General features: G+C 66.5%; 16 protein-coding genes. 11 read left to right on the top strand and 5 right to left on the bottom strand.

Translation table 11 applies throughout. From position 1 onward, the window contains the following. Positions 1–54 precede the first annotated feature (54 nt). The 3 genes from polA (at position 55) to rpsA (ending at position 5,719) form a co-directional block, all read left to right on the top strand. Positions 55–2,688 carry a DNA polymerase I gene (polA, locus tag ACT3UE_RS12935; RefSeq protein WP_444566839.1) on the top strand — a complete coding sequence of 878 codons (2,634 nt, stop codon included), beginning with the start codon at positions 55–57 and terminating at the stop codon, positions 2,686–2,688. Continuing rightward, the gene (locus ACT3UE_RS12930) at positions 2,688–4,016 is read left to right on the top strand and encodes a GNAT family N-acetyltransferase (protein ID WP_444553956.1); all 1,329 of its coding nucleotides are present in this window, start codon (positions 2,688–2,690) and stop codon (positions 4,014–4,016) included. The genes polA and ACT3UE_RS12930 overlap by 1 nt, the downstream gene beginning before the upstream one ends. Positions 4,017–4,240: 224 nt before the next feature. After that, positions 4,241–5,719, top strand: coding sequence for a 30S ribosomal protein S1 (gene rpsA / locus ACT3UE_RS12925; protein ID WP_444553955.1), 1,479 nt, complete (start codon positions 4,241–4,243; stop codon positions 5,717–5,719). Between the two features lie 83 nt (positions 5,720–5,802). Here the strand turns inward: rpsA and ACT3UE_RS12920 are convergent, their stop codons facing one another. Together ACT3UE_RS12920 and ACT3UE_RS12915 are read right to left on the bottom strand one after the other, a co-directional pair. Further along, the gene (locus ACT3UE_RS12920) at positions 5,803–6,957 is read right to left on the bottom strand and encodes a class I SAM-dependent methyltransferase (RefSeq protein WP_444553954.1); all 1,155 of its coding nucleotides are present in this window, start codon (positions 6,955–6,957) and stop codon (positions 5,803–5,805) included. Further along, positions 6,954–7,646, bottom strand: a complete 693-nt coding sequence (locus ACT3UE_RS12915) for an IMPACT family protein (protein WP_444561771.1) — start codon at positions 7,644–7,646, stop codon at positions 6,954–6,956. Before ACT3UE_RS12915 ends, ACT3UE_RS12920 begins: the two co-directional genes overlap by 4 nt. Positions 7,647–7,839: 193 nt before the next feature. Here ACT3UE_RS12915 and ACT3UE_RS12910 point away from each other — a divergent pair, with 193 nt between their 5' ends. The 6 genes from ACT3UE_RS12910 (at position 7,840) to ACT3UE_RS12885 (ending at position 15,320) form a co-directional block, all read left to right on the top strand. After that, positions 7,840–9,471, top strand: coding sequence for an FAD-dependent oxidoreductase (locus ACT3UE_RS12910; RefSeq protein ID WP_444561770.1), 1,632 nt, complete (start codon positions 7,840–7,842; stop codon positions 9,469–9,471). 46 nt (positions 9,472–9,517) lie between these two features. Continuing rightward, positions 9,518–10,165 carry a dephospho-CoA kinase gene (gene coaE, locus ACT3UE_RS12905; RefSeq protein WP_444553951.1) on the top strand — a complete coding sequence of 216 codons (648 nt, stop codon included), beginning with the start codon at positions 9,518–9,520 and terminating at the stop codon, positions 10,163–10,165. Then, positions 10,162–10,494 (top strand): hypothetical protein, encoded by a 333-nt coding sequence (locus ACT3UE_RS12900; RefSeq protein WP_444553950.1) that lies wholly within the window; start codon positions 10,162–10,164, stop codon positions 10,492–10,494. The genes coaE and ACT3UE_RS12900 overlap by 4 nt, the downstream gene beginning before the upstream one ends. Positions 10,495–10,596: 102 nt before the next feature. Further along, complete coding sequence (gene uvrB, locus ACT3UE_RS12895) at positions 10,597–12,699, top strand: excinuclease ABC subunit UvrB (protein ID WP_444553949.1); 2,103 nt, start codon at positions 10,597–10,599, stop codon at positions 12,697–12,699. Between the two features lie 196 nt (positions 12,700–12,895). Then, positions 12,896–13,927: a TerC family protein gene (locus ACT3UE_RS12890; protein WP_444553948.1), complete on the top strand. Its 1,032-nt coding sequence runs from the start codon at positions 12,896–12,898 to the stop codon at positions 13,925–13,927. 49 nt (positions 13,928–13,976) lie between these two features. Then, on the top strand, positions 13,977–15,320 hold the full coding sequence (locus ACT3UE_RS12885; protein ID WP_444553947.1) for an MFS transporter: 1,344 nt from the start codon (positions 13,977–13,979) through the stop codon (positions 15,318–15,320). 14 nt (positions 15,321–15,334) lie between these two features. Here the strand turns inward: ACT3UE_RS12885 and ACT3UE_RS12880 are convergent, their stop codons facing one another. Beyond that, positions 15,335–16,675, bottom strand: coding sequence for an alpha/beta fold hydrolase (locus ACT3UE_RS12880; protein WP_444553946.1), 1,341 nt, complete (start codon positions 16,673–16,675; stop codon positions 15,335–15,337). Positions 16,676–16,815: 140 nt separating this feature from the next. On the opposite strand from ACT3UE_RS12880, the gene ACT3UE_RS12875 reads away from it, so the two are divergent. Then, positions 16,816–17,670: a metal-dependent hydrolase gene (locus ACT3UE_RS12875; protein WP_444553945.1), complete on the top strand. Its 855-nt coding sequence runs from the start codon at positions 16,816–16,818 to the stop codon at positions 17,668–17,670. A 37-nt stretch (positions 17,671–17,707) separates the two neighbouring features. Here the strand turns inward: ACT3UE_RS12875 and ACT3UE_RS12870 are convergent, their stop codons facing one another. Then, complete coding sequence (locus tag ACT3UE_RS12870; RefSeq protein ID WP_444553944.1) at positions 17,708–20,242, bottom strand: DEAD/DEAH box helicase; 2,535 nt, start codon at positions 20,240–20,242, stop codon at positions 17,708–17,710. A gap of 81 nt (positions 20,243–20,323) precedes the next feature. Here ACT3UE_RS12870 and ACT3UE_RS12865 point away from each other — a divergent pair, with 81 nt between their 5' ends. Then, entirely contained in the window at positions 20,324–21,121 is a 798-nt protein-coding gene (locus ACT3UE_RS12865) for a trans-aconitate 2-methyltransferase (protein ID WP_444553943.1), read from the top strand. Positions 21,122–21,169: 48 nt separating this feature from the next. Here the strand turns inward: ACT3UE_RS12865 and ACT3UE_RS12860 are convergent, their stop codons facing one another. Next, complete coding sequence (locus tag ACT3UE_RS12860; RefSeq protein ID WP_444566837.1) at positions 21,170–22,459, bottom strand: S1C family serine protease; 1,290 nt, start codon at positions 22,457–22,459, stop codon at positions 21,170–21,172. Positions 22,460–22,512 lie beyond the last annotated feature (53 nt).

The following is a 22,512-nucleotide window of genomic DNA, read 5'->3' as shown; positions in this document are numbered from 1 at the left end:
ACCAAAACCGCTGCCAATGACCTTTCCCGTCTGCTCGTCATCGACGGCCACTCGATGGCCTTTCGTGCCTTCTACGCGCTGCCCGCGGAAAACTTCGCCACCGACACCGGACAGCACACCAACGCGGTCTACGGTTTTGTCTCGATGCTCATCAAAATGATCGAACAGCGCAAACCCACCCACGTGGCGGTGGCCTTCGATCTTGACACCCCCACCTTCCGTTCCGAGGAGTACAGCGAGTACAAGGCAGGCCGGAGCAAGACCCCGGAGGAGTTCCACGGCCAGATCGATCTGATCCAGAAGGTCATGGAGGCGATGAACATCCCCTCGATCACCATGGACGGCTTCGAGGCCGACGACATCATCGCCACCCTCGCCCGGGTCGGCGAAGATGAAGGCTGGGACGTGCTGGTGGTCTCGGGGGACCGGGACGCCTTCCAGCTCATCACCGAAAAGACCACTGTCCTGTACCCGAAGAAGGGCATCTCCGACATCCCGCCGATGGACGCCGCGGCCGTGGAAGCGAAGTACTTCGTCCAGCCGGGGCAATACCCGGACCTGGCGGCACTGGTCGGGGAATCCGCGGACAACCTGCCCGGGGTACCCGGGGTCGGACCCAAGACCGCCGCGAAGTGGATCAACCTATACGGCGGACTCGAAGCCATCTTGGACCAGGTCGATTCCATCAAGGGCAAGGTCGGCGAATCCCTCCGGGCGCATCTGGACGACGTCCGCCGCAACCGGCGGTTGAACCGGTTGCTCACCGACCTGGATCTGCCGGTCGAGCTCGGGGCCCTGGAACTGGAACACCCGAACCAGGACGCCATCGAGGAACTCTTCGACGCACTGCAGTTCAACACGCTGCGCAAGCGCCTGTTCGACCTCTTCGGAGCCGACGAGTCCGAACCGGAGCCGGAGATGCAGGTCCCGGCCCCGACCGAGCTGGACGACGCCGAGGCATTGACCGGGTGGTTCCGCGCCCACGGGGGACACCTGATCGCCCTGCAGCTGGATACGGTGCGCTCCGCCGGCGGCGGGGACGATGCGGTGGGTATCGCGCTGGCCGCCGACGCGGCGACCGCCTACATCGGGTTGGAGGAACTCGACGAGGCAGCCGACGGGGCCCTGGGCACCATCCTGGCCAGCGGTCACTACCCACTGGCCCTGCATGACTTCAAGACCGGCTACAAACTGCTGGCCGATCGCGGGATCGAACTGCGCGGGGTCGTGGACGACACGATGATCTCCGCCTATCTCATCCAGCCGGATCGGCGCAGCCACGAACTGGCAGATATCGCCCAGCACCATCTGCGACTGACCCTCAAGGCCGAGGAACAGGCGCAGGAAGGACAGCTGGCACTGGAACTCGAGGGGTCGGGCCAGGCCGCTGCGGCCGTGCGGGCCGCCTACATAGTGCGGGAACTGAGCCTGTACCTGGCCGGGCAGGTCCTCGAACGTGGAGCGACCGGATTGCTGGCGGAGATGGAATTGCCGTTGTCGGTGGTGCTGGCCGAGATGGAACGCACCGGAATCGCCATCGACGCCCGACAGCTCGATGACCTGCTGGCCGATTTCACCACCACCATCGATGCGGCAACGGCCGAGGCCTATGCGGCGATCGGTCATGAAGTGAACCTCTCGTCGCCCAAACAGCTGCAGGTCGTGCTGTTCGAGGAACTCGAACTGCCCAAGACCAAGAAGATCAAAACCGGATACACCACCGACGCCGATTCACTGGCCGACCTGCTGGCCAAGACCCGGCACCCGTTCCTGGCCTCGCTGATGGCCTACCGCGATGCCACCAAACTGCGGCAGACGGTCGAGGGGCTGAAGAAGTCCCTCGCCGAGGACGGACGGATCCACACGACGTACGCCCAAACCGTTGCGGCCACCGGGCGGCTGTCTTCGCTGAACCCGAACCTGCAGAACATCCCGGTACGCAGCGAGGCCGGACGGCGCATCCGTGAGGTCTTCGTGGTCGGCGACGGGTACGAGACCCTGCTGACCGCCGACTATTCACAGATCGAAATGCGCATCATGGCCCACCTCTCCGGAGACGAGGCACTGATCCAGGCGTTCAAGGACGGGGAGGACCTGCACCGGTTCGTCGGTTCACATGTCTTCGGTGTCGAACCGGCGGAGGTCAGCGGGGAAATGCGCGCCAAGGTCAAGGCCATGTCCTATGGTCTGGCCTACGGGCTCAGCTCCTTCGGCCTGTCCAAACAGCTCAACGTCCCCGTGGACGAGGCCCGTGGGCTGATGAAGGACTACTTCACCCGCTTCGGATCCGTCCGCGACTACCTGCGCTCGGTCGTCGACCAGGCCCGCCGGGACGGCTACACCTCCACCATCGAGGGACGCCGCCGCTACCTGCCGGATCTGGCCAGCGACAACCGCCAGCTGCGGGACATGGCCGAACGCGCTGCGTTGAACGCGCCCATCCAGGGGTCGGCGGCGGATATCATCAAACGCGCCATGCTCGGGGTCGACGACGGGCTGCGCGAACAGAAGCTGGGTTCACGCATGCTCCTGCAGGTCCATGACGAACTCGTCCTGGAAATCGCCCCCGGCGAACTCGAGGCAGTCACCGCCCTGGTCCAGGACCACATGGGCTCCGCGGCCGAGCTCTCGGTCCCACTCGATGTCCAGATCGGCACCGGGCACAGCTGGCAGGAGGCAGCACACTGATGAATGATTCGACCCCCCATACCAACGGCTTGCGCCATGAGATCTTCGACGCGGGGATCCTCCCCGCCGCCGGCGAAGTCGAGCCGGCCCCTGACACGCGTACCGCCAACTGGTTCCGCGCGGTCCGTACCGGCTTCCACGCCCAGCCCTACACCACCGCCGAGGCGGCACGCATCGCCGCCACCTACCGGGTCGATGGGCGTCGGCTGTTGGGGGTGTACGACGACGATGCCCCGGCGCCGTCGCTGGACCCGGCCATCCCGGTGGCCACCTTCGCCGAATTCACCAAGACGCTGAACACCGGCGCGGGGCGGATGATCGACAGCCACCTCATCACCGTGGTCACCGTCCGGCCCAGCCATCGCCGCAGGGGCATCCTGCGGACGATGATGACCGATTCGCTGGACCGCGCCCGTGCTGCGGGTCTGCCCATGGCGGCACTGACCGCGACGGAGGGCACCATTTACGGCCGGTTCGGTTTCGGGCCGGCCACCACCCTGGACACGGTCAAGGTCGACGTGAAGGGCGGGTTGAACGTGGTGGCTCCGCCCGAAGGCACGGTCCTCACCGTGGATCCTTCCTCCCTGCTCGAGCTGGCCCCCTCCCTGTTCGAGGAGTTCCACGCCACACACCGCGGGTCGATCGGACGCCAGGAGGCCTACACCCTGCGCGCCACCGCCCGGCTGGCCCCCGAGGAGGCCAAGGATGATCCTGCCCTGCGGGCGGCGGTGTATCTGGATGCCGAGGGGGTCGCCCGGGGTTTCCTGACGTATGCCTTCGCCGGTTGGGAGACCACGCCGCTGACCATGGAGGTCCGCGATCTGGTGGCGACGACCGCGGCCGCCCGGCGTGAACTCTGGCGCTACCTTGGGGCCCATGACCTCATCGAGCGGGTCGTCTATGACTCTGCAGCCCCGGATGACCCGTTGCCGTGGTCCCTGGACGATCCGCGCAAGGTCGCCGTCACGGAGACCGAGGACCTGTTGTGGCTGCGCATCCTGGATGTCCCCGCGGCACTGGCCGCCCGGGAATACGCGGCGGACGGGGCCCTGCGGCTGCGGATCACCGACCCGCAGGGATATACGACGGGAAGCTACCAGCTGGTCGTGGAGGGGGGAATCGGATCCGTCCGGGTCGAAACCGACCCCGATGAGCCGTCGGATCTGGAACTGGATATCGGCTTGCTGGGCTCGCTGTACCTGGGCGGAACCGGCGTCCGGACATTGGCAGCTGCCGGGCGGGTGCTGGCCAGGAACGAGGACGCGGTGGATCGCGCAGCCCGGTTGCTGGACCTGGGGCGGGCCCCCTACGCGATCAACGGTTTCTAGACCCGGTTTCCGGGCCTGGATCCGGCCGCGAAGCCACGGTGCGATCGGCGCCATGGCGACGCGCCCGACGTTTTGACCGCTCGTGGGCCGGGGACTAAACTAATAAGGCGACTGCCGGGGTGTTTCATGCCCTGTCTCGCAACAATTTCAGTTCCATCTTCGGAATATGCCGGGACTTCCGGCCTTCCGACTGACGTTTCTATCCACATCGGAGCCCCTACTACATGACCATCACCTCCAACGAGAAGACCGGTACCCCGCAGGTCGCGATCAACGACATCGGTACCGCTGAAGACTTCCTCGCAGCTGTCGACGCCACCATCAAGTACTTCAACGATGGCGACCTCGTCGAAGGCACCGTCGTCAAGGTCGACCGCGACGAAGTCCTGCTCGACATCGGTTACAAGACCGAGGGTGTCATTCCGTCCCGCGAGCTTTCCATCAAGCACGATGTTGATCCGGGCGACGTCGTCGCCGTCGGCGACAACGTCGAGGCCCTCGTCCTCACCAAGGAGGACAAGGAAGGCCGCCTGATCCTCTCCAAGAAGCGCGCACAGTACGAGCGTGCTTGGGGCGACATCGAAAAGATCAAGGAAGAGGACGGCGTCGTCACCGGCACCGTCATCGAGGTGGTCAAGGGTGGGCTCATCCTGGACATCGGCCTGCGCGGCTTCCTGCCGGCATCGCTGGTCGAAATGCGCCGTGTGCGCGATCTGGCTCCGTACATCGGCCAGGAGATCGAAGCCAAGATCATCGAGCTGGACAAGAACCGCAACAACGTGGTCCTGTCCCGCCGTGCCTGGCTCGAACAGACCCAGTCCGAGGTCCGCTCCACGTTCCTCAACAAGCTCGAAAAGGGCCAGGTCCGTCCGGGCGTCGTGTCCTCCATCGTCAACTTCGGTGCCTTCGTGGACCTGGGTGGCGTCGACGGCCTGGTGCACGTCTCCGAGCTGTCCTGGAAGCACATCGACCACCCGAACGAGGTTGTCGAGGTGGGCCAGGAAGTCACCGTCGAGGTCCTCGAGGTCGATCTGGACCGCGAGCGCGTCTCCCTGTCGCTGAAGGCGACCCAGGAAGATCCGTGGCAGACCTTCGCCCGCACCCACGCCTTGGGCCAGGTCGTCCCCGGCAAGGTCACCAAGCTGGTTCCCTTCGGTGCATTCGTTCGCGTCGAAGACGGCATCGAGGGCCTCGTGCACATCTCGGAGCTGGCCGTGCGCCACGTCGAGCTGGCCGAGCAGGTCGTCTCCGTGGGTGACGAGCTCTTCGTCAAGGTCATCGACATCGACCTGGAACGCCGCCGTATCTCGCTGTCGCTGAAGCAGGCCAACGAAGGGGTCGACCCCGAAGGCACCGAGTTCGACCCGGCGCTGTACGGCATGGCCGCCGAGTACGACGAAGAGGGCAACTACAAGTACCCGGAGGGCTTCGACTCGGAGACCAACGAGTGGCTCGAAGGCTACGAGACGCAGCGCGCCGTCTGGGAGCAGCAGTACGCCGACGCCCAGGCCCGTTGGGAAGCCCACAAGGAGCAGGTGGCCGCACACCTGGTCCAGGACACCACGGCACCCGAGGCCGGCGGCGGTGGAGCGGGCGAGTCCGCTTCCACCAGCTACTCCTCGGAGGCCCCGGCGGAGGACGCCGGCACGCTGGCTTCCGACGAGGCCCTCGCCGCACTGCGCGAGAAGCTCACCGGAGCCTAGGCTTCAGCCACCGGGCTGAACCAGCCAGGGCGGGGCCCGCACACCATGGTGTGCGGGCCCCGCCTTTTTTAATAGGCGGCAGCCTAGCTCCGGTTGGAGACGGTGACCGTGAACTTCGGGTTGCGGGCCACCTGACGGGTGGGGCCCACCAGCCTGGCCAGGTGCTGACGATAGCCCAACGGGGTGTTCCAGACGCACCATAATTCCCCGCCGGGGGCCAGGACGCGGCCGGCAGCGGCGATCAGCTTCAGGGCGATGCCCGCATGGATGGCGTTGCCGACATGGAAGGGCGGATTCAGTACGACCAGCTCCCGCGAGCCATCGGCCAGACCCGACAGGGCATCATCTCTGACCGCCAGGATCTGATGGGCCACATCGTTGGCTTCGGCGGTGGCGTGGGTGGAGGCGACTGCGGCGGCCGACTGGTCGCAGGCGAGCACTCTTTGTCCCGGGCGGGTGAGGGCCAGGTAGGCGGCAATGGTGCCGTTGCCGCAGCCCAGATCGACCGCTTCCTCCGCGTCCCGGGCTTCGGCCAGATGCGGCAGCAGGAAACGCGTGCCCGGATCAAGTTTTGCGCCCCCGAAGGTGGCGCCGAAGGCCCGCAGTTCAAGCGGCTGGGCAAGCCCGACGTCGTGGGCGGAAGCCAGCGGGAAACGTGGCACGGGTCGATCACCGTCCTGGCGGGGCGCCCTGGCGGTCAGCACGCGTGATTTCCGGGCCCCCAGGCCGGCGCTGACGTGGCTGAAATGGCGTTCGAGGACGTCGTTCATCGCCCGGGACATGTGTTTGGTCCGCCCCCCGGCCAAGAGAGCCACGTCGGGGTCCGCGTGCGCTGCCGCCCAGGCCGCGATCTCCTCCAGCGCCGCCAAGGACCGGGGCAGTTGCAGGATGACCAGCCGGGCCCCGGCGAAGAGTCCGGCGCCCAACGGCATCAGAGTGAGGCTGGATTCCCCCTGGCCGGGGGAGCCGACCCCGGTCCTCTCGGCATTGGCTTCGATGGCTTGTTCACCCGATAGCGCGTCCTGGTGGACCCGCACCCCGCGGGCCCCGGCGGCCACGGAGCCCAGGGCCAGGGCCCCATAGTGGTCGTTGACCACCGTCGTCGTCCCCTCCGAGGTGCCGAGCCCGTACCCGGCCGCGGTATCGAGCAGGAGGAGATCGGCGCCGTCGTACGCCTGCAGTTCGGGGGACTCCACATCGGGCCAGCGCCGGAGACCTTCGGGAATCGGGGTGTTCATCGTTGTCCCGTCACGGCAATATCCGTCCATTCGGTACCCTGCGCTACGGCTGTTCCGGCTCCCGCCGTCAGGGTGGCCAGCCGTTCCGCGAAGTCCGTCGCCGCAGTGGGTCCGTCGGGGACAGCCACCCGCAACGTGGCCGACGAGGGTCCGTAGTCGGTACCTAGAATCGTGGTGCCGTCCTGACGCAATTCGTTGTCCCACCGTCCGGACTCGGCATGGGGCGCGTCGATGGCAAATACTGCCAGGCGTTTTCTCACGAGAAGATCGGCGCTGTCCATGGCTCCGGAGACGGACTGGGAGTAGGCGCGCACCAGACCCCCCGCGCCCAGGAGCACACCGCCGAAATACCGGACGACGACGGCGGTGATGTCACTGACATCGCATTGTCCGGAAGGCATTTCGCGTTTGGCCAGGGCCTCGAGCATCGGCAGACCAGCGGTCCCCGAGGGCTCGCCGTCGTCACTACTGCGTTGTACCATCCGGTCGGGGCCCAGCAGGAACGCCGAGCAGTGGTGGCGCGCATCGAAATGCCTGCGGCGCAGTTCGGCGATGAAATCCCGGGCTTCGGCTTCGGTGGTGGTGCGTCGCAGGTAGGTGATGAACCGGGACCGTTTCACCTCGAGCTCATGCTGGTGATCGCCGGCCACCGTGGTGTATTGAACCACCGCACTCCCCGTTTCGCCCATCGGTCCAGTCTAATGCGAGTTCACGGGACCAGGGCTGCGGAGCACGGCCCGTCGGACTACCGGATGGTCACATCGCCCGTAGACTCTCCACCACCGGGTGGTCCGTCCGGCCCGCGCATCATGGGGCGTGGGCCTGGAGGGATGGCGACTGTGTCGTCCTGACTCCGGACAGCTCGGAGGAAACGGGGAAGTCGTGGACGTAGTGGTCATTGGCGCGGGCCTGGCGGGCCTGCACGCCGCCGGACTGGCAGCCGCCCAAGGACATGAGGTCACGGTGCTGGAGGCCACCAGTCGGGTCGGTGGACGGGTCGATACCGAGGTCATTGATGGTTTCCGGTGCGACCGCGGATTCCAACTCCTGAACCCGCGCTACCCCGAGGCGCGTCGCGCGTTGGATCTGCAGGCTCTTGGTCTGCAGGCCTGGGGACGCGGAGTCGCAGTGCGCGGCGACGAGGGGCTCCGCGTCCTCGCTGATCCGCTCCGCCATCCCTCCCGGCTCCGAGGGCTGGTCAGCGGTTTGCTGGCGCCCAGGGATCTGCCGGCTGCCCTGCGGTGGGTACGAAAGGCCGGCGATGACTCGCTATCGCTCCACGAATCCCTGGACGGAGCGGCATTCTCGACACCGTTGCGAGGGATCATGGGCCTGTTCTTCGCAGGAGTCCTCGGGGATCCTGATCTTGAGGTTTCCGCCCGCTTCGCCCGTCGGCTCGCCGGATACTTCGCGGTGGGAACCCCCGCCTTGCCGGGGCAGGGAATGGCGGCGATCGCGCATCAGCTGGCCACGCCACTGGCGGGGCGTATCCGGTATGGGCACGTGGCGGAGAGCCTGACCCGCCAGACAGGTCGCTGGACCGTCAGCTGTGGTGCGGGAGAACGCTTCACCGCCGACCGGGTCGTGGTCGCTGCCGGTCCGACGGCGAGCGCTCGTCTGCTGGGCGAGACGGCCCCGCCGATGCACTCCCTGACGACGTGGTGGTTTTCGACCGAACACCAGCCCAGCCGACTGCCGTTCCTGCATCTTGATCCGCGCGCCGGTGTCCGGCTCGCCCACACGTCGGTCGTCTCCAATGTCTGTCCTTCCTACGCTCCGGTGGGTCGGCACCTGGTTCAGGCGACCGCTGTGGGAGCACATGGTCTGGACGACGAATCGGCGCTGAATCAGGCCGCAGCCATCCTCGGTGTCCAGACCCCCGACTGGCAGCTGCTCGTTCGCCATGACATCAGGGACGCCCTGCCCGTCATTTCCCCGGGGCATGCCCCACCGACCAGTGCGTTGGACGGCGTCGTGCTAGCCGGTGATCAGAGCGAGGCTTCCATCCAGGGTGCGCTGGCCAGCGGGGCGGCGGCTGCCGCAACACTCGGCAGTGGAGGGCCAGGCAGCCCTGCTGCGTCGAAGACCCCCGGTACCTTTGAAGTGCGGCTGCGGCGTCCCGGTGATGCTGCCACCCTGTGGGCAAGACTCACGGATCTGGACACCCACAGTGCTGCCATCCCGTTCACTAACGTGACCCCGCGGGGTGCCCGGATGAGTGAGGGCCTGGCATTCGTCGGGCTGACCCGGCTGGGCCCTTTCGCCCTGTCGGACCGGATGCTGGTGCGCCGCGCCGAGGCACCCACGGGGAATCGTCGCGGCAGGTTGGCCGTGTCGAAATTCGGACCCGTGGCCGGTGAGGTCGAGGCCACTGTCGAACAGCAGGGCTCCGACGTGGAGGTCGTGTGGCGCCAAAGCCTGCGACCTTCCTGGCTTCCCCGCCCGCTCAGACCGGCTGCCGCGCTGGTCGCGAAGACCGCCTATGCGGTGGGCCTGCGCAAACTGCTCGCGTGACCTGTTTCCGGACCCGCCTGTGGACGCGGTGCCATAAGCTGGAGCCATGCTTGATGTTGGACTGACGGGCGGGATCGCCTCGGGAAAATCCGCGGTGGCCACGCGCCTGGCCGAACGCGGTGCGGTGCTGATCGATGCCGATGCCATTGCCCGCCGGGTGCTCGAACCCGGCACCGAGGGGCTGGCCGCGGTCGTGGAGGCTTTCGGCCCGGACCTGGTCGACGCCGATGGTGAACTGGACCGTGCCCGGCTGGGCGGCATCGTGTTCGCCGATCCGCAGGCCCGCGAGACACTGAACGGGATCGTCCATCCACGGGTCCGCGCCGAAGCAGCCCGGATCCGTGGTGAAGCCGCCGACCGGGAAACGGCGGACCGGCCCGTGGTCGTGGTCCAGGACATCCCACTGCTGGTCGAGACCGGGCAGGCCGCCTCCTTCGACGTCGTCGTCACCGTCCAAGCACCCCGTGCCGAACGGGTCCGCCGGATGGTCCAGGACCGGGGGATGGGCGAGGACGACGCCGTGGCCCGGATGGCTGCCCAGGCCACCGATGAACAGCGGGCCGCCGTCAGTGATGTGGTGTTGGAGAATTCCGGGACCCTGCAGGAGCTGCAGTCGGCGGTGGATGACCTCTGGACCGGGACTTTGCAGCGGCTGGCCGGACGCCCGGGCCCACGCGACGGGGATCCGGGATGAGGCGCAAGGGTCCGGCCGCGACCTACCGGTTCGGGTACGGGATGAAATGGGTGACGTGGCTGTTCATGGCCACCGGGGTGCTCTGGGTGGCGGCGATCGTGCTGTGGCTCGTGGCCGGTGGCCGCGTTGAATTCACGACCGGGTCGGCGCCGTGGAGCTGGCAGGTGCTGGTGCCGGCCTGGATGACGTTGGCGGGGATCGTGCTGGCCCTGGGGGGATGCGTGGTCTTCGCGCAGCAGATGTTCGTTGCCATCCTCGGCAGGTTCGAACACGACGGCTTATTGGACCCTCCTGGACGGTCGGGCAAACGCCAGCGCCCACCGGCCTGAAGCCCGGTGCGACTGCGGGTCCATCCCGGTCCGTGCCCTGCGGGTTTAAGCCCTGAGCCGTAGCCGTGCACAGCCCTCGACGCAGAGCGTAGCCTTGGACCCATGAGTCTTGCCCAGGAGATCAACCGCGTCGTCGCCCCGTTCGAGGTCATCAGCGATTTCGAACCGGCAGGAGACCAGCCGCAGGCCATCGCCGAGCTTGCCGAACGGATCAACGGCGGGGAGAAGGACGTCGTCCTGCTGGGGGCCACGGGTACCGGCAAGAGCGCCACGACTGCCTGGCTGGTGGAGCAGGTCCAGCGTCCGACCCTGATCCTGGTCCAGAACAAGACCCTGGCGGCCCAGCTGGTCAACGAGTTCCGGGAACTGCTGCCGAACAACGCCGTCGAATACTTCGTCTCCTACTACGACTACTACCAGCCCGAGGCCTACGTCCCGCAGACCGATACGTTCATCGAAAAGGACTCCTCCATCAACGAGGAGGTCGAACGGCTGCGCCACTCGGCCACCAACACGCTGCTGACCCGCCGGGACGTGGTCGTGGTCGCCACCGTCTCCTGCATCTACGGTCTGGGGACGCCGGAGGAATACGTCGCCGGCATGGTCACCCTGCGCAAGGGCATGGAAATGAACCGGGACGAACTGCTGCGCAAATTCGTGTCGATGCAGTACGCCCGCAATGACATGGATTTCCACCGCGGGACCTTCAGGGTGCGCGGGGACACCGTGGAGATCATCCCGATGTACGAGGAGCAGGCGCTGCGCATCGAGTTCTTCGGTGACGAGATCGAGCAGATCCACACCTTGCACCCCCTCACCGGTGACGTGATCCGCGAGGAGGAGGAGATGTACATCTTCCCCGCCAGCCACTATGTCGCCGGGCCGGAACGGATGAACCGGGCCATCAAGGACATCGAGGACGAGCTGCAGGTGCGGCTGGAGGAACTCGAGGGGCAGAACAAGCTGGTGGAGGCCCAACGCCTGCGCATGCGCACCACCTACGATCTGGAAATGATGCAGCAGATGGGGTTCTGCAACGGCATCGAGAACTATTCGCGGCATATCGACGGTCGTGGCCCCGGCACCGCCCCGCACTGCCTGCTGGACTACTTCCCCGACGACTTCCTTCTGGTCGTCGACGAATCACACGTGACGATCCCGCAGATCGGCGCCATGTACGAGGGCGACATGTCGCGGAAGCGCACCCTGGTGGAGCACGGTTTCCGGCTGCCCTCGGCCATGGACAACCGTCCGCTGAAATGGGATGAATTCCTGGAGCGGATCGGACAGACCCTCTATCTCTCGGCGACCCCGGGCAAATACGAACTCGGCAAATCCGACGGATTCGTCCAGCAGATCATCCGACCCACCGGACTGCTGGACCCGGAGATCATCGTCAAACCCACCAAGGGCCAGATCGATGACCTCCTCGAGGAGATCCGGACCCGGACCGCGAACAACGAGCGAATCCTGGTGACCACGCTGACCAAGCGGATGGCCGAGGACCTCACCGGCTACCTCAGCGAACACGGCGTCAAGGTGGAGTACCTGCACTCCGACGTCGATACCCTGCGCCGGGTCGAATTGCTGCGTGAACTGCGGATGGGGGTCTTCGACGTGCTGGTCGGCATCAACCTGTTGCGTGAGGGGCTGGACCTGCCGGAGGTCTCCCTCGTGGCGATCCTCGACGCGGATAAGGAAGGTTTCCTGCGTTCGGGGACCTCGCTGATCCAGACCATCGGCCGTGCCGCACGCAACGTCTCCGGCCAGGTGCACATGTATGCCGACCGGATCACCGACTCCATGTCCCACGCGATCTCCGAAACCAACCGGCGCCGCGAGATCCAGGACGCCTACAACCAGGAGCGCGGTGTCGACCCGATGCCGTTGCGCAAGAAGATCGCGGACATCACCGACCAATTGGCCCGCGAGGATGCCGATACCCAGGAGCTGCTGAATAATCAGCGGTTGGCCAAGGGGGCCCGCCGCTCCAAATCCACCACCGACAAGGCCGAATCCCAGGTCCGACAGGACGGGTTGGCGGCGGCGCCGGCCGAGGACCTGGTGGGGCTGATCACCGATCTGACCGAGCAGATGCACGGGGCCGCCGCGGAACTGAAGTTCGAATTGGCGGCGCGACTCCGCGACGAGGTCGGGGACCTGAAGAAGGAACTGCGTCAGATGCAGCAGGCCGGCCACGCCTGATCCGCGACAGGCCCCAAGCGCAGTGGGGTAGGCTTGTGCCCGGCGTAGGGGAGTATCCCGAACACTGTGGACGTCAACACGCCCGGCAATGCCGCCGGGCCGGGCACAGTGGCCGATCCCGATCCCGGGCGGCGGAGAGACTTGCGGCAATGCCCCCTGTCCCCTGCCGGCGCTTCCTGCGCCCCGAGAGGTTACCGTGTCGGACCATCTGACCACCCAATTCGAAGTCATTTCCCTGGCCGCCCTGGGCCTGATCCTGCTGTTCGACCTGCTCTATGTGGTCAAGCGTCCCCATGAGCCTTCGATGAAGGAAGCCGGCCTGTGGGTCGGTTTCTACGTCACCCTCGCGCTCGTCTTCGCCGGGGTGCTCTTCTGGCAGGCGGGCCCCGACTACGGCCAGGAGTTCGTCGCCGGCTGGATCACCGAATACAGCCTGAGCGTGGACAACCTCTTCGTCTTCATCATCATCATGGCCCGCTTCGCCGTCCCGCGGAACTACCAGCAGGAAGTGCTGATGTTCGGCATCATCATCGCGCTGATCCTGCGCGGCGGGTTCATCCTGGTCGGGGCGACATTGATCGAGCACCTGACCTGGATCTTCTACATCTTCGGCGCCTTCCTGCTCTGGACCGCCTGGAAGCAGGCCACCGACAGCGACGACGACGAAGGTGAAGGCGAAAGCAGCCTGGTCGCCAAGGTGACCGCCAAGCTCCCCGTCGCCAAGAAGTATGACGGAAACAAACTGCGCACCACCGTGGGTGGAAAACGCATGTTCACCCCGATGGTGCTGGTCTTCGTCACGATCGGCATGACCGACCTGCTCTTCGCCGTCGACTCGATCCCCGCCATCTTCGGCCTGACCCAGAGCCCCTTCATCGTCTTCACGGCCAATATCTTCGCCCTGATGGGATTGCGCCAGCTCTACTTCCTGCTCGGCGGGTTGATGGAACGACTGATCTTCCTCAAACACGCCCTGTCGATCATTCTGGCGTTCATCGGGGTCAAGCTCATCTTCCATGCCATGCACGAGAACGAGCTGCCGTTCATCAACGGGGGCCAGGGCATCGACTGGATCCCGGACATCAGCACCGGTCTGTCTCTGATCGTCATCGTCGCCACCCTCGTGATCGCCACCGTCGCCAGCCTGCTCAGTCCGGCAGGCAAGCGCGCGGCTGCCGAGGCGCAGGCCAGGAGCAATGCCGACAAACACGACGAGGACGACATCTAGCCCCCGTCCCGGGGCCGCCGCGGCACCCCGGCGTTGGTAGGCTACAGCGGTGAGCGAGAACCAGGGCGCCGTTCCGGTGCAGTCAATCCCCGGAAACCACCAACGCCGGGTGGTCCTCTCGCTGTCCCTCGGCCAGCTCTTCAGCGGCCTCGGAAACGGTTCGGGGTTGGCCCTGGGATCGCTCATGGCAGTGGATCTGACCGGGAGCAATGCCTACGCCGGCGCCACCACGATGGCGATCTCCGTCGCCGGCGCCCTGACCGCCCTTCCGCTGGCCGGATTGGCCATCCGGCGCGGACGACGGGTGGCGCTCTCCGCCGGCATGCTCGTCGCCGCGCTGGGTGCCCTGGGAATGCTCCTGACCCCGATCCTTGAGAGTTTCCCGCTGCTCCTGGTTTCGGCCGCGCTGTTGGGGGTCGGAAATGCCGCCAACCTGCAGGCCCGCTTCGCCGCGACCGACCTCGCCGAACCGGCCACGCGGGGTCGGGACCTCGGGCTGGTGGTCTGGGCCATCACCATCGGCGCCGTCACCGGACCGAACCTGATCGGCCCCGGCGCCGCCATGGGCCGGTCCCTGGGCCTGCCCGATGAAAGCGGACCCTTCATCTTCTCCATGGCAGGAATGCTGATCGCCGTCCTGATCCTCAATATCGGGCTGCGGCCCGATCCGCTGGGCAGCTCCCGGGAACCGGGCACCCCGGCACCGGTACGGCTCTCGCTGGGCGGCGGCCTGTCGGTGCTGCGGCATAATCCGGCGGCCCGGCTCGGGGTCATCACCATCGTGATCTCCCATCTGGTGATGGTCGCCGTGATGTCCATGACCCCGGTGCACTTCAAGGACCTGGACGCCATCGCCGCGGGGGCGAGCGGGGGAGCCATGGCAGGGCACCATGCGAGCCTGGATGTCCTGGTGCTCATCGGGTTCACGATTTCACTGCATATCGCCGGAATGTATGCCCTCTCGCCGTTCATCGGGATCCTGGCCGATCGATGGGGGCGCCGGCAGACGATGCTGGCCGCACAGGCGGTGTTGGCCTCCTCGCTGGTCTGCTGCGCGGTGGGGGCGGCAAGTCAGCTGGCCGTCACCGTGGGGCTGGTCTTTTTGGGGGTGGGCTGGTCGTTGGCGACGGTGGCCGGCTCCGCGTTCGTCTCCGAAAGCGTTGAGCTCGGCCACCGGGTCCCCGTCCAGGGACTGTCCGACGCCCTCATGGGGGCCGCCGGGGCCATCGGCGCCGCCGGCTCGGGCCTGGTGCTCGCCTTCTGGGGCTTCAGCGGGCTGAACGTGGCCTGCCTGGTGCTGGTGGTGCTGGTCGGGCTCGGGGGAGTCGCCGAACTGCGTCGGCACCGTAGGACGATCCTCGAGGTCGGGTACGACGACGCCGTCGCCGGCTGAGCCGCCGGGAACCCTCAGTCAGGCCGACTGATGGCCGGCTCCGCCGATTCCGCGTCGGAAGGGGACGTCATGCCCAGCAGCCGGGCGAAGATGCCCGCCCCGTCGTCGGCGATTCCGTCATGGTGGAAGTCGGCGGTCTCCCAGACGCGTAGGCCACGGACCTTTTCTGCCGTGGCGCGGCTGATGTCCCGGTCCACGTACACGTCATCGGAGTACACGGCGGCCGCCACAGGCACCGTGGTGGCGGCGAGCTGTTCGGCGTCGTACAGGGCCGGCCACTGCTCATGATCCGCGAGGATCCGGGCCACGTCCTCCAACGGTCGGAGGAGGGGATCCTCCCGGAAGTACCAGCTGTAGACCATCTCCCCGGTAAGCAGGGGCTCGGCGGAGGCCGGATCGAACTCGGGGAACTCGGCGGCGACGCGTTCGGCGGCCCAGCGGGTGGCCCGCCCGTGCGCGTAGATCGATTCGTGCAGTAGGGCGTAGAGCGGATTCGGGCCCCGGCTGGCCTGCTGGAACAGCACCCCCGTGAAGGCATCCGACAGCCGGGGGCCGTCGGGGGTGGGGATGAACGCCGATTCGAAGACGAAGTGGAGCTGGTCCATCCGGGTGTTTCCGCCCAGGAACTGGCCCAGGATCTGGACGAGGCCACCCGTGACGCCCCGTCCGTCGGGGAGTTGCTCATGTTCCTGCTCGACGTGGCGCATGATCCGGTTCAGGACCAGGCGGTCCTCGGGATACCGGGCGAAGTACTCGGTGTTGCGCGCGGCCATGCGCGCATACGTGGCCCGGTAGACCTCTTCGGGGTCGCCGTCGACCGGCCCCAGGCCCCCGGTGACCAGACAACGGTCCAGCGATCCGGGGGCCAGCGACAGGTAGGTCAGGGTACAGAATCCCCCGAAGCTCTGCCCGAAGGTGCTCCACGAATCGATGCCCAGTTCGGCACGGATGGCCTCGGCATCACGCACGATCGAATCGGCACGGAAGTGCGTCAGATAGGAGGCCTGCGCCGCGGCATCACCCCGCAGTGGCAATGATTGCCGGTTGGCGGGGGTGCTCAGCCCGGTCCCGCGCTGGTCCAGCAACAGGATCCTGAAGGTCTTCGCTGCCTCGGCCATCCATCCCGTCAGCGAGGAGACCCGGGGGCTGGCAGCTCCCGGCCCGCCTTGCAGATAGAGCAGCCACGGCAGCTGGCCGGGGTCCTCGTGCTCCAGGGAGGAGACCTCCCGGGCGAAGACGGTGATGGTCTCACCATCGGGCCGGCCATGGTCGAGCGGGACGGTGAAGTAGTGTTCGGTGGCGCGGAGGCCGCGGAACTCGTGGGTGGCGGACACACGGTGCATCAGGGCGGTCATGTGATCAACACTACCGGCCCCGGCGCCGGCCCCCGACGTCCAATCGACACCGGGGGCCCCTAGGCTGGGACCCGCCGTGGCCGCCGGTCGGAGGCCGAAGCACCAACCCGTCTTCCATCGGATGAAAGAGAGCCAAGCCCATGATGGGAGGCCACCATGCTGCCAGTGGTGCAGCGGTCTGGATCGCCGTCACCACCCAGCCGGTACTGGGCTTGGGTCCGGTGGCGGAGTGGCTCTCCTTCCTCCCTGCCCGCATCCCGTTGGGTTTCGGCCTGCTGGAGGTCTCTGACGCCGGGGTGCTCGCCGGGGCGCTGGTCTGCGCCGGGGCGGCCCTGCTGCCCGACGCCGACCACCGACACGCCAGCATCGCCCAGTCGCTGCCGCCGGTGTCGAACCTGATGTGCGCCGGGATCGGCCGGGTGGCCGGGGGACATCGCAACGGCACCCATTCCCTGCTCGGGATCGCCCTCTTCACCCTGATCGCCCATGCATTGGGCCTCTGGGAGGTCCATTCCCCCCGGTGGGGAACGGTCTTTCCCGGGGCGGGACTGTCGGCGGTACTGCTGATCGCCTTTGCCCTGAAGGCGTTGAAGTTCATCCCGGATGCCATGCGCAAACTGCCGTGGGTGGTGTCCATTCCCGCCGGGGCCTTCGTGGCCCTCTTCGCCCCCGAGGAGCAGTACTGGTTCGTGTTGGCCGTGCTGCTCGGAACGGCGACCCATGTCCTGGGGGACCTGCTGACCGTCGGTGGCTGCAACCTGCTGTGGCCGCTTCGACTACGCGCGCCAAGTAAGCTGCGCAGACTCCCGTTGCTGCGCCAGATCTGGCGTCCCAGCGGCAGGCTGGCCGTCCCGGTCCTGGGTGTGGCCGGGTCCTGGCGCGAATGGTTGCTCTGCGTACCGGTCTCGCTCTACGCATTCCTGGGGATCATGGCGCCCGTCCTGGGCATCGCCGCGGCCAGATCCCAGCCGTTGTATGCCGCGTTCCTTCCCTGAGACACCACCCCGGGGCGACGGCGCCGGGGCCCGGGCCCTAGTCGAGCCGGCCCACACCAGTGACGGTCACCACGGCGGTCCCCGCCTCGTCGGAGTCCGCCAGATTGATCACGGCGTCAATGCCCCAGTCGTTGTTCCCGGCAGGATCCTTGAAGATCTGCCTGACCTTCCATTCGGTGGGGGACGGGGTGATGATCAACAGTTGGGGGCCGCGGGCGGCCGGCCCGTCATCGATGTCGTCGTGTTCGTCGAAGTAGTCGTCCATGGCGTCCGCCCAGGCATCGGCGTCGAAGCCGTGGTGCCCGTCGAGCTGGCCCAGGGTTTGTTCCTGCTCATCGGCGAAGAGCTGGACACGACGGAACATCTCGTTGCGGACCATCACCCGGAAGGCCCGCTCGTTCGAGGTCAGGCGTTCGGGCTTCGGCGGGGTGATCTGCGCCGAGGGGTCCTGGGGCATCTCCCCGCTGGAGAGCTTCTCCCATTCGTCCAGCAGCGAGGAGTCGGTCTGGCGGACCAGTTCGCCCAGCCACTCGATGAGGTCCTCGAGATCCTCACGCAAGGCATCGCGGGGCACCGTCTGGCGCAACGCCTTGAAGGCATCGGTCAGGTAGCGCAGCAGGATGCCCTCCGAGCGCGCCAACGAATAGAAGGCGATGTACTCCCCGAACGACATGGCCCGTTCATACATGTCGCGGACCACGGATTTGGGGGCGAGCTCGAAATCACCGAGCCAGGGGGCCCCGCTGCGGTAGGTCTCGAAGGCCTCGCCCAACAGTTCGGCCAACGGTTGCGCATAGGTGACTTCGTCGAGCGCGTTCATCCGCGCCTCGTATTCCATCCCCTCGGCCTTCATCGCGGCCACGGCTTCGCCGCGGGCCTTCTTTTCCTGGGCGTTCAGTACCTGGCGTGGCTTCTCCAGGGTTGCTTCGATGACCGAGACCACGTCGAGGGCGTAGCTGGGTGAATCCCGGTCCAGGATCTCCAGGCTGGCCATCGCGAACGGGGAAAGCGGCTGGTTCAGCGCGAAGTTCTCCTGCAATTCAACGGTCAGGCGCAGCATGTTCCCGTGTTCGTCGGGCTCTTCCAGACGTTCGACCACCCCGGTGGCCAGGAGCTCGCGCAGGATTCCCAGGGCCCGACGCAGCAGGGCACTCTGTCGAGCCGGCGGCTCATGGTTTTCGGTCAGCAGCTTGCGGGCCGCGACAAAGGAGTTCCCGGGGCGCTCCAGCAGATTGAGCAACATCGAGTGGGTGACCTTGAACGACGAGGTCAGGGGCTCGGGGGTGGAGGCCACCATCTTGTCGAAGGTCTTCTCGGACCAGGAGACGAAACCCTGCGGCGGCTTCTTCTTGACCACCTGGCGTAGCTTCTTCGAGTCATCGCCGAACTTCGCGACGGCCTTGGTCATCGACTTCTTGTTTTCGATGGCGAATTCCGGGGCCTGGACGACGACGGTTCCCGCCGTGTCGTAGCCGGCTCGTCCGGCCCGGCCGGCGATCTGGTGGAACTCGCGGGCATTCAGCGGCCGGGTGCGGATGCCGTCGTATTTGGAGAGTGCGGTCAGCATCACCGTGCGGATGGGGACATTGATGCCCACCCCGAGGGTGTCGGTGCCGCAGATGACCTTGAGCAGGCCGGCCTGGGCCAGCTGTTCGACCAGTCGGCGGTATTTGGGCAGCATGCCGGCGTGGTGGACCCCGATCCCGTGACGGACCAGGCGGTTCAGTGTCTTGCCGAAGCCCGTGGCGAAACGGAACCCGGCGATCAGTTCGGAGATCCGGTCCTTCTCCTCCCGGGTGCACACGTTGATGCTCATCAGGGACTGGGCGCGTTCGATGGCTTCGAGCTGGCTGAAGTGCACCACATAGACGGGAGCCTGCTGGGTGGACAACAGTTCCTCCATGGCTTCCTGGACCGGCTCCTCGGAATAGTAGTAATGCAGGGGGATGGGGCGCTCGGCGTTGGCCACCGTCGTGGTGTGCCGACCCGTGCGCTGGGTGAGTTCGTCCTCGAAGCGGGTGACGTCGCCCAGGGTCGCGGACATGAGCAGGAACTGCGCCTGGGGCAACTCCAGCAGCGGGACCTGCCAGGCCCAACCGCGTTGCGGGTCGGAGTAGAAGTGGAACTCGTCCATCACCACAGGGCCCAGATCGGCGTCGCCCCCTTCGCGCAAGGCGATGTTGGCGAGGATCTCCGCGGTGCAACAGATGATCGGAGCGTCCTGGTTCACCGAGGAATCCCCGGTGACCATCCCGACGTTCTCGGCTCCGAAGATCTCACAGAGGGCGAAGAACTTCTCCGAGACCAGCGCCTTGATCGGCGCCGTGTAATAGCTGCGGTCCCCGCGGGCCAACGCATGGAAGTGGGCGGCGACGGCCACCAGGGATTTCCCGGAGCCGGTCGGGGTCGCCAGGATGACGTTGTTGCCCTCGACCAGTTCCATCACCGCCTCGTCCTGCGCCGGATACAGGGAAATCCCGCGATCCTCCGCCCAGGTCAGGAAAGCGGCATAGGTCGATTCGGCGGTGGCCCCACGCGGCGGGGAATCAGGCAGCAGGTCAGTAAGATTCATGGTCCCTCCAGCCTATCGTCCAGCGACCCCGGCGTCGGTGTGCACGCGTCGAACCCGTCGAGGCCGGAATAGGGTGGGGCCATGAAATGGAACCCCGCCAAGTACGTCCAATTCGCCACCCACCGCGACCGCCCCTTCTTCGAGCTGATCGCCCGGATCGAAGAAGACGCCCCGAGGCGGGTCGTCGACCTGGGTTGCGGTCCGGGTCCGCTGACCGCCGCACTGGCCGATCGGTGGCCCGACGCCCGGATCACCGGGCTGGATGCCTCACCCGAAATGATCGGGAAGGCCACCGCGGATCATCAGCGGCCCCGTGTGGACTTCGCCGAAGCCGACGCCGCAACCTGGACTCCCGAAGCGGAAACCGACGTCCTCATCAGCAATGCGATGATGCAGTGGATTCCCGGGCACGGGGAGCTCATGGCGGGATGGCTCGATGCCCTCAAGCCGGGCGCGTGGTTCGCGGCCCAGGTACCGGGCAACTTCGAGGCCCCCTCGCATGCGTTGATGCGAGGACTTGCCGCGGAAGCGCAGTGGGCGGACCGCTTGCAGGGATTGGTGCTGCGCAAGGACGCGGTCGCCGAACCGGAGACGTACCTGCGCCTGATGTTCGACCATGGTTTCGAAGCAGACGTGTGGGAGACCACGTACGAGCAGATCCTGCACGGTCCCGACCCGGTGCTCGACTGGGTCCGCGGTACGGCACTACGCCCGATCCTCTCGGTGCTGGAGGATGCCGACGCCGCGGAGTTCGAGGCGGAGTACGCCGCGCTGGTCCGTGAGGCCTACCCTCCCTTCACCGGCCCGGATGGCGGGGAACTGACGGTCTTCCCCTTCCGGCGCATCTTCATGGTCGGGCGCAAGGAGGACCGGCGGTAGGCATGGAGGCCCGCATGAGGCCGATAGGGCCGCGGTCTTGGCACCGGCCTAGCCGCCGGATTCGTTGCACTGCTGCGGATCCCCGTAGGGGCTACGTGCACCGTTGATCAGCCAGTTGAGTCCGTCCCAATGCATTTTGTACTCGATCGCCCAGTCTGAACAGTCCTGCTGGCCGTCCTTGCTGTCTTCAGTGTCCTGCACCGTTTGTAGCTGGACGAGGGCCACCAGGTCGTCGCCGTGTCCGCTGACATCAACGACGTTGAATCCGAGCCAGTACGACGAGGCCAGACCTGCCTGCCATGTGCCCAGTCCGCCCATGCCCTCCTGCATTTCAGGAGTGAAAAAATCGAATGCCGCCTCGTAGGCGCCATCGTTGATGCCCTGACCGTGGATCTGCAGGCTCTGGGCAATGTTCATGGCCTGATCGTGCTCTGAGTCGATGGAGACCTCGACCTCGACGCTCCGGGCCAGGGCATCTTCGCACTCGGCAGGCCGCACCGGGACGTTCCGTTGCTGCCATGCCTCGACTGCTTGTGCCGTACGGGGTCCGGAGACGGCATAGGCCATGCCAGCGACGGATCTCTCACTGCGGCGGTCCGGACGCATGCTCATGACCCCTGCAACCGAGCCGTCCCGGGTGATGAGAGGGCCACCGCTGTTCCCGGGGTTGACCGGTGTGTCTGTCAGGACGAAGTTGCCGGAGTCCACTTCGGATTCGGGCGCGCCTCGTTTCAGCCCGCTGACCGTTCCCTTGGAGAAGGAAAGGTCGTCGCCAAAGGGGAAACCCAGCGCCGCCACCTCGGTCCCGACGGGTGGATCCTCCTGCCGCAAGGTAAATACATGGCCCGGGGCGGTGTTGTTCAGGCGCAACAAGGCGAGATCAGCGTTGTTGTTCACTCCCATGACTTGAGCCCCGGAGAGATCGCCGTCGATCTGGGTCGTGACTGAAGTTGCCCCCTGTACGACATGGGCTGCCGTCACGAGCAAGTCATCCGCGACCAGGAAACCCGAGCCGGTCCCTCCACCGTCACAGGTGACGACCTGGATTTTTGCCAGGCCGCTGGTGACGTCCTGTGCCGTCTCGGGCCACGTCGCGACCGACTCACTCGAGGCGGCTGGTGTAGTGGGTGGGGAGCTTGGTGGTGGGGATGGAGTTTTCGGTTCCGGTGCGGAGGAGGTCGCTGGTGACGAGGGGGCCGCAGGTCTTGGCACATCGGCTTGGGGTGAAGCAGTCAGGGCCGCTCCGCCGCCTGATAAGGCACTGCAGCCGGTGATGGCAGTTCCGATGATGGTTCCCAACGCGATCAACTGATACGTTTTTCCGGTCCGGGGCTTCACGTCGGCTCACTCTCCTTGTCGTCGGAGCCGCCCGGGCAATCTTGGTGGACAGC

Source organism: Arthrobacter sp. 179 (assembly GCF_052379645.1).
In the GTDB taxonomy this organism is placed as follows: Bacteria; Actinomycetota; Actinomycetes; order Actinomycetales; family Micrococcaceae; genus Arthrobacter_H.
This window is presented reverse-complemented; position numbering and strand designations above follow the sequence as displayed.

Bases quoted from the DNA above. Each gene is read 5' to 3' on its own strand.
- polA (WP_444566839.1), top strand. From the start codon at position 55: ATGGCCTTTCGTGCCTTCTACGCGCTGCCCGCGGAAAACTTCGCCACC.
- ACT3UE_RS12930 (WP_444553956.1), top strand. From the start codon at position 2,688: ATGAATGATTCGACCCCCCATACCAACGGCTTGCGCCATGAGATCTTC.
- rpsA (WP_444553955.1), top strand. From the start codon at position 4,241: ATGACCATCACCTCCAACGAGAAGACCGGTACCCCGCAGGTCGCGATC.
- ACT3UE_RS12920 (WP_444553954.1), bottom strand. From the start codon at position 6,957: ATGAACACCCCGATTCCCGAAGGTCTCCGGCGCTGGCCCGATGTGGAG.
- ACT3UE_RS12915 (WP_444561771.1), bottom strand. From the start codon at position 7,646: ATGGGCGAAACGGGGAGTGCGGTGGTTCAATACACCACGGTGGCCGGC.
- coaE (WP_444553951.1), top strand. From the start codon at position 9,518: ATGCTTGATGTTGGACTGACGGGCGGGATCGCCTCGGGAAAATCCGCG.
- ACT3UE_RS12900 (WP_444553950.1), top strand. From the start codon at position 10,162: ATGAGGCGCAAGGGTCCGGCCGCGACCTACCGGTTCGGGTACGGGATG.
- uvrB (WP_444553949.1), top strand. From the start codon at position 10,597: ATGAGTCTTGCCCAGGAGATCAACCGCGTCGTCGCCCCGTTCGAGGTC.
- ACT3UE_RS12880 (WP_444553946.1), bottom strand. From the start codon at position 16,675: ATGACCGCCCTGATGCACCGTGTGTCCGCCACCCACGAGTTCCGCGGC.
- ACT3UE_RS12875 (WP_444553945.1), top strand. From the start codon at position 16,816: ATGATGGGAGGCCACCATGCTGCCAGTGGTGCAGCGGTCTGGATCGCC.
- ACT3UE_RS12870 (WP_444553944.1), bottom strand. From the start codon at position 20,242: ATGAATCTTACTGACCTGCTGCCTGATTCCCCGCCGCGTGGGGCCACC.
- ACT3UE_RS12865 (WP_444553943.1), top strand. From the start codon at position 20,324: ATGAAATGGAACCCCGCCAAGTACGTCCAATTCGCCACCCACCGCGAC.